Origin of the sequence: Croceicoccus naphthovorans (assembly GCF_001028705.1) — a bacterium.
Lineage (GTDB): Bacteria > Pseudomonadota > Alphaproteobacteria > Sphingomonadales > Sphingomonadaceae > Croceicoccus > Croceicoccus naphthovorans.
Map to the genome: position 1 here is coordinate 3,040,061 of NZ_CP011770.1, position 12,995 is coordinate 3,053,055.

A 12,995-nucleotide genomic window follows, 5' to 3' on the forward strand; every position below is an offset into this window, starting at 1 on the left:
ATAGATCGGCAGCAGTGCTAAACTACAAATTTGCTCCATTTCCGCATCAGATCTCGACGCTGCTCTAGGGCATCTCCACGCCGATAGGCCCGCTCGACCTCGCTGCCGACCTGATGGGCCAACGCTGCCTCGGCAATTTCGCGAGGGACTTCAGCAACGTCGGCTGCCCAGTCCCGGAACGATGATCTGAACCCATGAACCGTGTACCGACCAAGCCCCATTCGCCGCAAAACCTGCAGCATGCTCATGTTCGAGAGTGGCTTGTCCGGTTTTGCGCCGGGGAATAAATAAGCATTCTGACGCGGCAGTGCCTCGATCAGTGCGATAACCTGCTCACTCAATGGTACGCGATGCGCCCTACCGGCTTTCATGCGCTCAGCCGGGATGGTCCACACAGCAACATCGAGATCGAACTCATCCCATCTCGCATGGAGAACCTCGGATGTGCGCGTGGCGGTATGGATCGTCAACTCGAGGGCGCGAGAGGCGAGGCCGTCATTTGACCGCAGGCGCGATATGAATTCGGGAGCGTCCTGGTATGGCATTGATGGCTGGTGCCGTTTCGGCCCCTTGCGCACCTTTGGTAGCAGCAAGGCAAGATTGCCGCGCCATGCCGCCGGGTTTTCGCCGGTCCGAAGTCCCTTCAGTCGCGCCGCATCCAGGACGCGTTCGATCCGGCCACGAACCCTTGAAGCCGTCTCGTGCTTGTCGAGCCAGATCGGACGCAGGATCGTTTGCAGGTCTTCCAGATCGACGTCGCTTATCGACTTATCCCAGATCGGCCCACAGTAGGTTTCCAGAGAGTTGCGCCACTGCTGGCGGTGCTTCAGGTTTTTCCAACCGGCCTTCTGGAGGTCGACATAGTCAGTGGCGAACTCGCCGAATGTTGTCGGTTGCTCGGTATCATCGGTTTCAACAACGCGGTAGGACGTCGGACATTCGCCTTCGCTACGGCGCTGGTTCAGTTCCTCGGCACGACTTCTGGCTTCCGCCAGAGAGACGGTCGGATATGATCCCAGGCCGAGTTCGCGCCGGCGCCGCGCATGTTTGAAGATGTAGCGCCAGGATTTGGCGCCGCTCTTCTCGACATTGAGATAGAGCCCGCGACCGTCAGCGTGCAATCCCGGCTTGGTGAGGTTGCGGGCTGTAATCGCGTTCAGTTTGTTGATCGATCTTGCCATGGCAGTCAGGCAGCTTTCGATTGGTCATCGATGAAGGCGACGAGGTCTGCGTGACGGATCAGCGTCCGCTTCCCGATCTTGAAGCTCGGGATGGTCCCGTCGTTCATCAGTTCATAAAACTTGGTAGTGCCGATCCCGAGAGTGCGGGCGGCATCCTTTACGGCGTATGCTAGCGGTTCCACGTTCAGCTCCTTGTTGATGAAGGAGCGGGGAGCCCCCTCTTTGAAGAGGGCTCCCAATTAGGGTTATCGATTCAGCCGCGCAGCAATTGCGAACACCGCAGTCATGCTAGAGATTCGATTTCCGCCGTTCCTGATCGAGAACGCGTTCGTCGATTTCCGCCAGCATGGCACGATCAAGGATACCGATGTCGCATGTCTGCCAGCGCGGCGGCCCCGCCTGATCGGGCCAGACGAGCATCTCCAACCGGGAGACTGAGCCAAATTCTGGCCCGTCGTCCGATTCGAATTCACCGACGTAGACGTAGCGAAGGGTCAGGTCCGTGCGCAGGTCGAACAAGGTCAGCATCGCTGGAAGTAAGACCCAGCCACGACGCACATTCTCAGGATCGACGTCCTGGCTACTGGCCAGATCTGCGTAATCCGGCTCGCTGTCGTCCAGGGCGATACCGAGGACGGGTAGTATTTTCGACCATTGCTGGTCGCTGAGGCCGCTACGCAGGCGCGCGCAGGCCTCCTCCACATAGTAGGATGGCAGCATCATTCATCTCTCAATTTGGTTGGAGGGTCAGCGTGACGTCGCGAAAGCGCGGACATCGCGGAGGATCGAAGCTTGCGCCCGGCCCTGCGGATCGTCGCCGTTCAAGGGCTCGCCCCAAAGCAAACCCAGCTTGAACGCGACCTCGCCGAGCGATGGTGCATCGGTCTCGAGAATTTGCTGCTCGATCGCCGCCAGCCTTTGCTCAGTGGCAGGCTCGCGCGGTTCAGTTTCGAGAGTGTGGATGATTTCGTCGCGCAGCGCGACGAGGTGGTGCCATACCGCGGACGCGGTGTTACTCGGCTCAACAGCCATGGATCGACTCCTGTAAAGTCATTCGTGGTCAGGACCGGTCGTGGGTTGCCGCCCGCGGTCGGTCCGCTTGCTCCCTCTCGGGAAATCTCGAATTAGGAATCCTCGAGATTCCGCGCAAGGGCTGCGGGCCGGAAAAGTTTCTCTAGCCAAGCTATAGAGAAATAGGTCCGTGTTCACCGGAGGCAATCCAGCGGGCTCACGACTGCGCGCGAAATTTCCGGTCTGGTTAGGTAAGATCAAGCTGCATCACGCGCCATCGAGAAGGCATGGTTGGCCGGTAGGTGAAGATCTGAGGTCGCCCGCTTCCCAACCTTTTTTGAAGCCGGCTCCCTTCCCGCGTCGGGCTCAGGATGTGGACCAGCTTTTAGATTGGGCCATTTGGTGTTGGAAAGATGCGTCGAACTCTAAAACATGACTACGGAGTTCCGCACGGAACTCCCTCCCCTATATCAAGAAAAAAATACTCCTTAATAATGTTTTAGAGAGAGAGAGAGAGATCACCACGTTTAGATAAGATAAAACATGACTAGAGAGAACTTTTTTTTATATATAGGCAAGTTAGGTGACGTCGTGTTCCAGAGTCATGTTTTAGACACTCAGGCTATCAGCAGCTCAAAACCCCGTGGCAATGGCCGCTCCCATGCTCTGCGCCTGGACAGGCAGTGCTTGCCAATCAGCCTGATGGTATGCTCACTAGTCCAGTACTCCTTGGCCAAGCTCCTGATCGTATCGCCAGATTTGATGTCATCCAGAATGCGAAACTGGCTCACCAGCGGAATCGGGGACTGCTTGCCGGGCCGCATGTTTGCCAACGCAACGGCATCTGGTCGAGAAATGCTCATCCAGTTCTGGGCGACCTCATCACGCAGTTCGTTGGTATCAGGCAGCGCAAGTCGCGCCTTGTAGAATTGTTGGTTGTGAGCACCCAGGTTGTGGATCAGCCATGTATCCGAAAGACCAGGGGTAGCAATCAGAACGGCTAGTTCCCGTCTCAATTCATCGGGGAATGAAGGATGCAGCCAGCCGCCACGCCTCACCAACCGCAGCTTGCGATCCGCATCAACACCAGAGTTGAGCAGTCCGACGTCAAATTTCATAACCAAGCCCCGGTTGAAGATACCATTTCTGCACCAAAGTCAGGTCATTGGATGCAGAGACGTTCACATCTGAAGACCGATGCGTCTTGGCCATTTACAGACGAAGGCTCAAGCAACCGGGCAGGAACCTGACTGAACAGCCTCCGACGTTGCCTTCGGGCGGGAACCGAGATCGCGTTGGCGAAATTGAGCACGCGAGATTTGGCTTAGCGGATAGGCGTCAACTGCATATGCTCTAGAATGCCCGCTAAGGTACCACCAGACTCGAAAGCAGCGTCGGCGCATCCTTTATGCGGAATAGGTTGTCCGCCGTCAGCACCAATGGCACAGATTTGAGGTTGTGATTTAAGGAGGATTTGGGCTTCGTCGTAGTGACGAAGGAACGAAGATGAAGCCCAAATCCTCCTATTCAAAATCGCCGTCGAAGGCCCCTGCGGAGCAGGTGGTGAAGGATATCCGGCGGCAGACCCGGCGGCACTTCTCTGCCGAGGACAAGATCCGCATCGTGCTTGAAGGCCTTCGCGGCGAGGACAGCATTGCCGAGCTGTGCCGCAAGGAAGGCATCGCGCAAAGCCTGTACTACACCTGGTCGAAGGAGTTCATGGAAGCGGGCAAGCGCCGCCTGGCGGGCGACACTGCCCGTGCCGCGACCACCGGCGAGGTGCAGGATCTGCGCCGCGAAGCGCGTGCCCTGAAGGAATGCGTGGCCGACCTGACACTCGAAAACCGTCTGCTGAAAAAAAGCATGATCGCGGATGGGGGCGACGACGAATGAGGTATCCCGCATCCGAAAAGCTCGAGATCATCCGGATCGTCGAGCAGTCGCACCTGCCCGCCAAACGCACGCTGGACAAGCTCGGCATCGCCCGCCGGACGTTCTACCGTTGGTATGACCGTTATCTTGGGGGCGGGCCGGAAGCGTTACAGGATCGGCCATCGGCGCCGAGCCGCGTGTGGAACCGCATCGGTGACGACATCCAGAACCAGATCATCGAAATGGCGCTGGAAGCCGACGCGACCAATCTCAGCCCCCGCGAACTGGCGGTGCGCTTCACCGACGAGAAGCGCTACTTCGTATCGGAATCCACGGTTTACCGCCTGCTCAAGGCGCACGATCTGATCACCAGTCCGGCCTATGTCGTGATAAAGGCCGCCGATCAGTTCCACACCAAGACTACCCGCCCGAACGAGATGTGGCAGACCGACTTCACCTACTTCAAGATCATCGGGTGGGGCTGGATGTACCTCTCGACCGTGCTCGACGACTTCTCGCGCTATATCATTGCCTGGAAGTTGTGCACCAACATGCGTGCCGAGGATGTAACCGAAACGCTGGACCTCGCCTTGGCGGCTTCCGGCTGTGACAGCGCCACGGTGCTGCACAAGCCCCGGCTGCTCAGCGATAACGGCCCCAGCTACATCGCCGGCGAACTGGCCGAATATATCGAGGCCAACAAAATGAGCCATGTCCGCGGCGCTCCCATGCACCCGCAAACCCAGGGCAAGATCGAGCGCTGGCACCAGACCCTGAAAAACCGCATCCTGCTGGAGAACTACTTCCTGCCCGGCGACCTCGAAGCCCAGATCGAGGCCTTCGTCGAACATTACAATCACCAGCGCTATCACGAGAGCCTAAATAACGTGACGCCCGCCGACGCCTACTTCGGCAGGGCCCCGGCCATCATCGAACGACGAGAAAGGATCAAGCGACAGACCATCGAATATCGGCGCTTGCAGCACCGCAAGCTCGCCGCCTAACATCAACCCCCAGACGAGGCCCGCACTCCGCTAATCTACGCCGCGAGTTGTGCCGAATGTTCTGACGACGAACAGTATGCCTGAAACAATCATACCTCAGCCTCTACTGCCGATCTCGCAATCGCAATTGCCTCTTCGAATCTGAGCCTCGTCGGCTGTCGGAGCCGAGCCAATTTGAACGCTTTGGAGAAATGCGCGAGAATATCTTCGTCTGATTTCTTCGAACGGATTTCGGGTAGCGCCAAACTCGCCAACTCAATCAATGGGATATCCCGGTGCGATCTCCAGTCGGATCTTGAGGGCCTTAGGGGTACGATGGTCTCCGGGCTCGAATGCTTGGAAAAAAGGACAAGGCGATCCCCATCGTGCGACCGTCGGCATTCGGCTGGTACCGCAGCAACGACCCTCTCCTGAATTATCCTTCCCGCCTTTTGCTTCCCGTGCGCGCGGGCGACCCGCTCGACAACTAAGTCTAGGTAGACAGGTCCTTCGAGTTCGATGACTTCCCCGACGATTGATTCCAGCCGTCGTTGATAGCCATCTTCATAAATCTGATCGCCATCGCCTTCGGGCACTGACAACTCGGAAAACTGGTACTCTTGCCCCACCTCGTGAAGGGGCAAACGATAAACCGCTCCAGGCGATTCCATGGACCGATCATTCGAGGTCTGCGGCTCATCTTGACCAGGCGAGGTGGCAAGCTGGTGAAGCCCCCTTCCTCGGCTTTCCACCAACCCGCGCGAATGGAGCGAGTTGCCGCGCGATGGAGAAAGTGCGTTATTAACAAGCTCCTCCCATTTCTCTTCGTGCGGCCTGAATGCAGCAGTTTCGCGGTCTGCAGGTGACAGTGGAAGGTGGTCAGGCAACGTCCGCTTCAGCTGGGCGTTGCTCCAGACCTGTCCATCCGACATCAACTGCAAAATCTCCGCCTGAACTTGGCCTTCAGTGACCCTGGTCGAGTTGCGATCCTCGTCCTCAGCAGGCGAATGCTGAGCAGCTTCATCATTCGTGGTGGCCTGGTTACCGTCACTAGTGTCAGCGGTTTCATCAGGCGCGAAAGTTTGCTCTGCGTCGTCACCTCCAGCTGCGTCAGTAGTACGCCAGGTACGTTGCTCAACATGTCGACTTGTCCACTCGTCGAAACCGCCAACTGGCTGAATGCCACGCTCGGATAAGAATCCGACCAGTTCCTCCAGGACTTGTCCTTGGTCCCTGACGAAACGAGATGCGAAGCATCTCCAGACCGTCCAACCAGCTCTTTCCAAAATACGCTGCCGGTTCATGTCGGCGGCCCAGCGATCAGGGCCGTGATATCTATCGCCGTCGCATTCAATGGCGACACGCCGGTCATTCTCGCCCTCGACGACGAGGTCGATCCTAAAGTCCCCTACCTTGACTTGGGTGTCGACCCTGTACCCTCTCTCGACCAACAAATCATACATCTCGCGCTCAAAATCGGACTCACATTTTTCTCGCCGATCCTTGGCCTCCTGACCATCAGAGGGAAACGGCATACGGAAATGATCCAGCAGCGCGCGCCTTAGCTGATCGGAATGGCGCAAGGCCTCCACATCAATTGAGCGCACCAGATAGGTCCGGTCACATGCCCTCGAGAGGGCGACATTGAAGCGTTGCTCAAATCGCACTCCGGACAACGCGCTGTCGCCAGTCTGTGCCACAAGGGAAATGAACATGATGTCTCGTTCATCGCCTTGGAATGCGGTTGGGTCACCAACGCGGAGGTGATGCTGCTCAATCACCTCAGGTCCCAGTTTTTGCTCAATGAGGCTATAAATGTGAGCTGCCTGTTTTTGACCTAACAGGGTTGTTACGCCGATCGTCCTCTTTGCCATCATAGGATCGGACGTGATTCTCTCGATCTCTTCGACGATGTAGGCTGCTTCAGGAGGATTTATGTCTCCCTGACGATAGCCGTCCTCGATCCGAACGTCGATTAGCGGAGGATCAAGCCGTTCCGAGGCAGTGGGTAGCCGAAGCGGGTTCAGGCGGTGATTGTAGAACTGCGCCTTAGAAAATTCGATGATGGGCGCGACACAACGGAAATGTTCGGTGAGCATGATCGCCCCACCGGCGAAAACAACCTTACCCAGATCATACAACGATTGCTCTTCGCGAAGAGAAGCACGGTAGTCAGGAACTTGCCCTGAAAGATGTCGAACCGCTAGTTCATCCGCTCTCGCTTGATCGCGCCCTACAAGGTCGGGACTCACCTGCTTATCGTCGCCAACAATGAGGATGGTCTTGGCTCGGAGAAGAGCTGGCAGTGCCGCCACCGTCGACTGAGATGCTTCGTCAACAATAACGAGATCGAACAGCCCCAAGTCTGCGGGAAGCGATTCTGAAACCCGGTAGTGCGGCATGATCCAGCATGGCAAAGCACCTTTTGCGCGATCAGATGCCTCACGTGCTTGGCGTCGGTATCGGCCTGCACGTTTCCCGGTGCCCCGCCCGATCCTTCGAACGGCATCGGCATAAGCGGCGAGTGCCGCCTTGACCCCGTCGCTAGCCTTCTTGCTAAGCTCAAGCCATGTGCGCAGCTCTATCGAACGTTCGTATGCTCGCTTGAGCAGTGTCTCCTTCTCATTGCGATCATAGCCAAGTTCCCTGAGCCGATGATGCTTGTCGTTGGCATCCAGCCAGCGCTCTAAGCGGCGGAGACGCCACCGGTTCTCCCAATCGCCAGGCAAGAGCTCATCTTCGACACCATTGACCGGATTTGACCTTAGACGCCGCGCCCATCGTCGGGCGCCAGACATCTCGATGAGATCTGTCACCGCAGCAATCTTTTCAAAAGCGTCGCATTTCGCTTCGATCTCTCGCAGGCGCGTTATGAGAGAGGTCCACGCTTCAGAAAGGGTATCGATTGAGACTTCCGGGCTTCCCAAACGCGTTACCGCTAGGGCTCGAAGCTCCGTGCTGACTTCGTATTCACAAGAATCCAACTCTGAACGGAGCGAAGTGCGCAAGCTCTCAGCGTCGGCCAATCGATATCGTAAGAGGTGTGCGTCAACGGCATCGAGCAGATGGCTGATTGCTTGCTGATCTCCATCCCGCAGGGCTGAAAACGAGACAAAAATGGCATCGACGATAGACCGGATTTCTTGGCGGCTTGCGATCAATGCATTGGCAGCGTCTATGTGATCGAACTGGCGCCTTGCGAGTTGCGCCAAGCCTAACTCTTGCCCCTCTAGCTGATCGCCAATTCCGCCGGCCACCACGTTGTTCCAAGCCGCCTGAAAACGCCGAACTGAGGCTCGTGCAGCCACAAATCGCTGCACGTCGCTCCATGCTTCGGCACCTGAGGCATGCTCACCGAGCACGGTGACTTCACCCAATTGAGCTTTGAGTTTTGCCGCGAAAATCCCGCTAACAAGACCCAATGCAGGTTTGCCGTCGGCCTTCCTTTCGATGGCAGCAAGGAACTTGGGATCGATCAGCGCCTCCTCCGGTACGAATACCGGCCTGGTCAGGAAATATTGATACTCGGTGCCGAGCCGTAAAGCCTCTTCACGTAAGCTTTCGAAGGCACTCAGTCGGTTGTCTGGCTCGGCCTCTCCAATGCATTGAAGCAACTCATTGGTCCAAGGATAGGGCGCTCCTGCCACCCGTTGCTCTTCGGCAGACAGCGACTTCAATTTGGCCGTGAGGTCCCGCAGACGCGAAACAGTGTCGTCTCGATCTTCGCGCAAAGCCGGAAGTTCACCCCTGCTAATCCTTTCCCGGATCTGCTCAGCTTTCGACAGATCCTTGTGCGCATTTAGGAGCGCTTCAACTGTGGGAAGGCGTTCAAGGTCCGGAAGACGCGCGTTTATATAGACGAGGTCGTCGCCTACGACCCTCCGAGCCGTCCTGAGTTCGGCGATGTCGGAATCGGAAAACGCTGGATCGCAGGATGAAGACACATCGAGATCATCCGGCATCCAAGCTGTTAGTTCCGGCGAGGCTGCGACCAGCCGGGCGGCGCGAATTGGTTCGTAAGTGTCGCCATCCAGCGTGATTGGCGAAATTGCCGCGCGACCAATCTTGTCGACCTCTGTATCGATCAGCGCCAGTTGCCGGTGCAGCCTGTCAATCTGCTCGTCGAGATCATCGATCTCGTCCTGCAACTCGTGGCGCCGCAGGCGTTGGAGCTTTTCGGCGATGATATCGACGGATTCCTGAAACTGTTTGAGACCGTCCCGATCGCTTTCGAGCAGGCTCACCGCGAGCGGACGCACCGCTTCCGGTAGTTTGTCTCGCAAAACCTTCAGTGCGGGCGCCTTTTGCGATGTGACCAGGACGCGCTTACCGAGGGCAAGGTAGTGGCTAATGATATTTGCAATGGTGTGTGTCTTGCCAGTCCCCGGCGGCCCTTGAACAACTACACCAGGGCGCACTTCCAGGCGCTGCACCACTTCGACCTGTTCTCGGTTGAAAGGCAAAGGAAAGAACAGATCCTTCCCTTCACCTGTCGAGGTCGTTACACCGGGAATGCTGGAGATGCCGCGAAACTCGGGGTATTCCTCTTCGCTCACCGCATCGGCGGGCTCAACAAGCAGGGAGGCCACTGCGCTCGGCAGCTCCGGCGCCTCTTCCCCGTCTTCAAGAAGTGAGCGGAACCGGCGCAAATCTTCCATCAACTGCGTGGCACGACGCTCTCGCTGGAAGAATGCAAAGGCATCGCCAATGCGGAACTGTGGTTCGACCGAAGGGATGATCCCGGACTGCGGTGGATCCTGATCGGGAAGGTACACAGCGTCAGGGTCGAGCAAGGCAGCGGCTTGGCGAAGCGGCGGCGCAGACGTCTCCGAGGCGAATGGAGACAGGCTCTCTTCCTCCAGTTCGTCAAGAAACTTCTCGGTGGCAGAGCGCCATTGATCGAGCGCACCCAGCCCCATCTTGTCCAGAGCATCCAGTTCGAGGCCAGGATCGGCTTCCATGCGAGGCCTCACCTCAATTGCATGGGTCAACTCATTCAGGCTGATTTCCTGCGCTACAGTCAGCAAGGGGTACCGCAATCGCTTGCCGTCACGAAACAGCGTAGCGAAGCCGATGCCGCACGTAAGCTCAAGCGGGATATCGCTAACGCCTTCGAGTTGCTGGCGCAGCATGAACAGCGCATTATAGAGCGCGATTGTCGCGCGGCGAGGCGTCTCGGTCTCGACCCAACTCGCCCAGGCATTTTTCAGCCAATACTCGAAAAGGAGTTCGACCTCCTCGCGCTCGGCAAAGTGCTCGAACGAAACATGCTCGGGAGCATCTTCGGCCGCGATCAAGCCAGCCTCAACAAGGACGGCTCCTGCGACTTCGCTCTTTAGTCGCGGCTCGCTTTTTGGATCGTCGCGATAGGTCAACCAGACCGATAGCTCAGCGTCCTCCGGGGCTGGCGGCGCCTTCTTTGGCAACCGGTCGACACGCAACCATATCGGATCGTCATCACGGCCCACGTCGAGCGCGACGCCGGGCAACCCTTGAAGCTCAGCGCCGGTTTTCCGGAAGGCCTTGTGGTCCTGATAATCCAGCACGGTCTTCAGCTTGTCGCGCTCGGTGGCTTCGACGTAGTCGATCAGGTCAATCAGGCGATTGATTTCGGGTGCGACTGGAGCGTGCATCAGCCGTTCGCCCTTTCCTGATTGAGCCGGAACAGGCGCGCCAGAATCTCGTCGTCGGTCAGCAAACCGGCGCGGTAGTCGTCGCCCCAGCCGTAGGCTTCGGCAACCGCTTCATCGAGCGCGCGGTGGGCGTGGTCCAGCCATGCGGGGCGGGCATTGTAGAGGTTGGTGAGGGTGCGCTTCTTCAGCTCTCTCGCGGCGGCCTCGTCCTTTGGCAGGATGCGGTCGGGATAGCCTTCAACCACTTCGGGGACGCGCTCGACCAAGTCTGGCGGATTGAGCCAGTTCTCGCGCATTTCATTGAGCCGGGACGCGGCTGTTGCGATGGCTTGCGCTCGCGGATCATCGGCATAATCGGCGGTCGGGACATCGGGCGTAAGTCCTACCGGGAAAGGGAATGTCGCGAATACCGAGGTATGAGTATACCTTGGACGGTCTTGGAGGTCAGAACCCTTCCGCAGCGCCCAGAGCTCATGGAACCGGCACTGCAAAATACCAAAGGTCGTATCGTCATCACGCGGGATTACGATCAAGTTCTTGTCTGGCAGTATCGGCAGTTGGAGCCATACGAAGATCCGATACTGAGCAGTTTCTGGCGTGACGAGATATCGATCAACCGCATGGATCTTTGCCCGCATTTCTGGACGTGGCCAATGGGGTTCCCACCATCGTGGGCCCGCCCGATCGCCAAGCTCCGCGCGAAGCTCTGCAATTGTCTTTCCGTCCTCGTCATTGGTTGTTCGGATGTGTTCGAACGGGCTCGCGAATGCGGATGCGTCTGCTTCGCTAAGGCCGAGCGGTAGATCGATGAGCCAAAAATCCCTTGGACGCCCGGTTACATCATCTCCGTTCCAGTATGGCTTCAATATCTCGCTGTTAGGCAAACCATTGGGGTTTGTAGGCTCAGCCAACCATACTCTCGCCATCCCTCCCGGAACGTCGAAAGGACCACTCTTCTGGATCCCAAGATAGGCACCATTCCTGTTCTCGGGTACCGCACGCGCCAATGTTAGATTTAGTCCAGTGGTCAAATCCGGGTTGATTGAATCGACCTCCTGGCCGTTGAGATAGGCTGCCTGCCCACTGTCACCAAAACAAACGAGCGATACGTCGACTGCCGCGCCATCGATGGTCCATTTCTCTTCGCTCCACGCCTCGAAAATCCGCGAGTCATTTAGAATGCGCTTCATGACTGGAAGGTTCGTATTCTTTCGGATGGAGTTCGTGGCAACCAAGCCCGCTCGCTCACAGCGCCCTTCGGAAATTTTCTCTCTCGCCTTCTCAAACCAGTAACAGGCAAGGTCGGTGAAACCGGGCAATCGCCCTTCAAATGCAGCCCGAATTTCTTCCGTCTCTTTCACGCCCAGCAGACGCTTCATAAGCTTTGCGCCTAGGAAAGGTGGATTGCCGACAATTGCATTTGCATCCGGCCATTGTGTTTCCGCCCCATCGGGTGCCAAGATCGCATCTCTGCACTCGATGTTCCCAAGGCTGCGAAGGATCGGGTTTTTGGCGGCCTCAAACCCATTGCGGCGCATCCACTGGATTTCTCCAATCCAGACCGAGACTCGTGCTAGTTCTGCAGCGTAGGGATTGATTTCAATTCCCATGACGTTTTCCGGCCCGCTTGAGGGAAAGCGTGCAGCAAGCGCCGGTGAGAGCGCTTCGGCCTCAAGGTTCGTGCGATGCTCGATATCCTTGAGCGCCAGCAAAGAGAGATAGAGAAAATTGCCCGATCCGCAGGCGGGATCAAGGACGCGGAAATTTCGGAGCCGTTCGTGCCACTCAGCCTGATGGCGCTTGGCCTCGGTCTCTGCCCGCGTCCTCGCGCCGCCAGTGGCTTTTTCGGCCTTGGCCAACGCTTCCTCGATCTTTGCCCGAACCACATCCCATTCCGCCATTAGCGGGCGAATGATGACCGGCTCGACAATCTGCATGATCTTGTCGCGATCGGTGTAATGCGCACCCAACTGGCTGCGCTTGTCAGGGTCCAGCCCACGCTCAAACAACGTGCCGAGGATTGACGGATCAATCTCCGACCAGTCCAGAGCGGCGGCGGCAATCAGGTTGTCGATATCGGCGCGTTCGAGGGGCAAGGCGCTGTCTTCATCGAATAGGCCCCCATTGAACCATTCGACTCTAGTGAAGCCGACCAGTCCGCCGGTCTTCATTGCCCCGAACAGGATGGCTGCGTTGGTTGCGAAGCTATCCGGCTTCCCGACGCTGGCCTTGAGCATGGCAGTGAACATGTGGTCGGGCAGCAGGCCAACGTCCTCGGCGAACATGCAGAAGACGAGCCGATTGACAAAGTGGGC

Annotated in this window: 8 protein-coding genes; 1 reads left to right on the plus strand and 7 read right to left on the minus strand. The window is 57.5% G+C overall.

The features are described 5' to 3' along the window. Positions 1 to 17: 17 nt before the first annotated feature. From AB433_RS15085 to AB433_RS15105, 5 genes are all read right to left on the minus strand, one after another. On the minus strand, positions 18 to 1,181 hold the full coding sequence (locus tag AB433_RS15085; protein WP_047822143.1) for a tyrosine-type recombinase/integrase: 1,164 nt from the start codon (positions 1,179 to 1,181) through the stop codon (positions 18 to 20). A 5-nt stretch (positions 1,182 to 1,186) separates the two neighbouring features. Continuing rightward, a complete protein-coding gene (locus tag AB433_RS15090; RefSeq protein ID WP_082135067.1) occupies positions 1,187 to 1,363 on the minus strand; it encodes a helix-turn-helix domain-containing protein in 177 nt (58 codons plus the stop codon). Between the two features lie 106 nt (positions 1,364 to 1,469). After that, positions 1,470 to 1,904, minus strand: coding sequence for a hypothetical protein (locus tag AB433_RS15095; protein WP_047822147.1), 435 nt, complete (start codon positions 1,902 to 1,904; stop codon positions 1,470 to 1,472). A gap of 24 nt (positions 1,905 to 1,928) precedes the next feature. Then, entirely contained in the window at positions 1,929 to 2,213 is a 285-nt protein-coding gene (locus tag AB433_RS15100; protein ID WP_047822149.1) for a hypothetical protein, read from the minus strand. A gap of 596 nt (positions 2,214 to 2,809) precedes the next feature. Beyond that, positions 2,810 to 3,310 carry a hypothetical protein gene (locus AB433_RS15105; protein ID WP_047822151.1) on the minus strand — a complete coding sequence of 167 codons (501 nt, stop codon included), beginning with the start codon at positions 3,308 to 3,310 and terminating at the stop codon, positions 2,810 to 2,812. A 388-nt stretch (positions 3,311 to 3,698) separates the two neighbouring features. Between AB433_RS15105 and AB433_RS15115 the strand changes: the two genes are divergently transcribed. After that, a protein-coding gene (locus AB433_RS15115; protein WP_148650901.1) for an IS3 family transposase occupies positions 3,699 to 5,068 on the plus strand; the annotation gives its coding sequence in 2 pieces (ribosomal slippage) (positions 3,699 to 4,046 and positions 4,049 to 5,068; 1,368 coding nt in all). 89 nt (positions 5,069 to 5,157) lie between these two features. On the opposite strand, the gene AB433_RS15120 is transcribed toward AB433_RS15115, so the two are convergent. Next, positions 5,158 to 10,680, minus strand: coding sequence for a DUF3320 domain-containing protein (locus AB433_RS15120; protein ID WP_082134971.1), 5,523 nt, complete (start codon positions 10,678 to 10,680; stop codon positions 5,158 to 5,160). After that, on the minus strand, positions 10,680 to 12,965 hold the full coding sequence (locus AB433_RS15125) for a class I SAM-dependent DNA methyltransferase (RefSeq protein WP_245626682.1): 2,286 nt from the start codon (positions 12,963 to 12,965) through the stop codon (positions 10,680 to 10,682). Before AB433_RS15125 ends, AB433_RS15120 begins: the two co-directional genes overlap by 1 nt. Positions 12,966 to 12,995 lie beyond the last annotated feature (30 nt).

Bases quoted from the DNA above. Each gene is read 5' to 3' on its own strand.
- AB433_RS15100 (WP_047822149.1), bottom strand. From the start codon at position 2,213: ATGGCTGTTGAGCCGAGTAACACCGCGTCCGCGGTATGGCACCACCTC.
- AB433_RS15105 (WP_047822151.1), bottom strand. From the start codon at position 3,310: ATGAAATTTGACGTCGGACTGCTCAACTCTGGTGTTGATGCGGATCGC.
- AB433_RS15085 (WP_047822143.1), bottom strand. From the start codon at position 1,181: ATGGCAAGATCGATCAACAAACTGAACGCGATTACAGCCCGCAACCTC.
- AB433_RS15095 (WP_047822147.1), bottom strand. From the start codon at position 1,904: ATGATGCTGCCATCCTACTATGTGGAGGAGGCCTGCGCGCGCCTGCGT.
- AB433_RS15125 (WP_245626682.1), bottom strand. From the start codon at position 12,965: ATGTTCGCCGAGGACGTTGGCCTGCTGCCCGACCACATGTTCACTGCC.
- AB433_RS15120 (WP_082134971.1), bottom strand. From the start codon at position 10,680: ATGCACGCTCCAGTCGCACCCGAAATCAATCGCCTGATTGACCTGATC.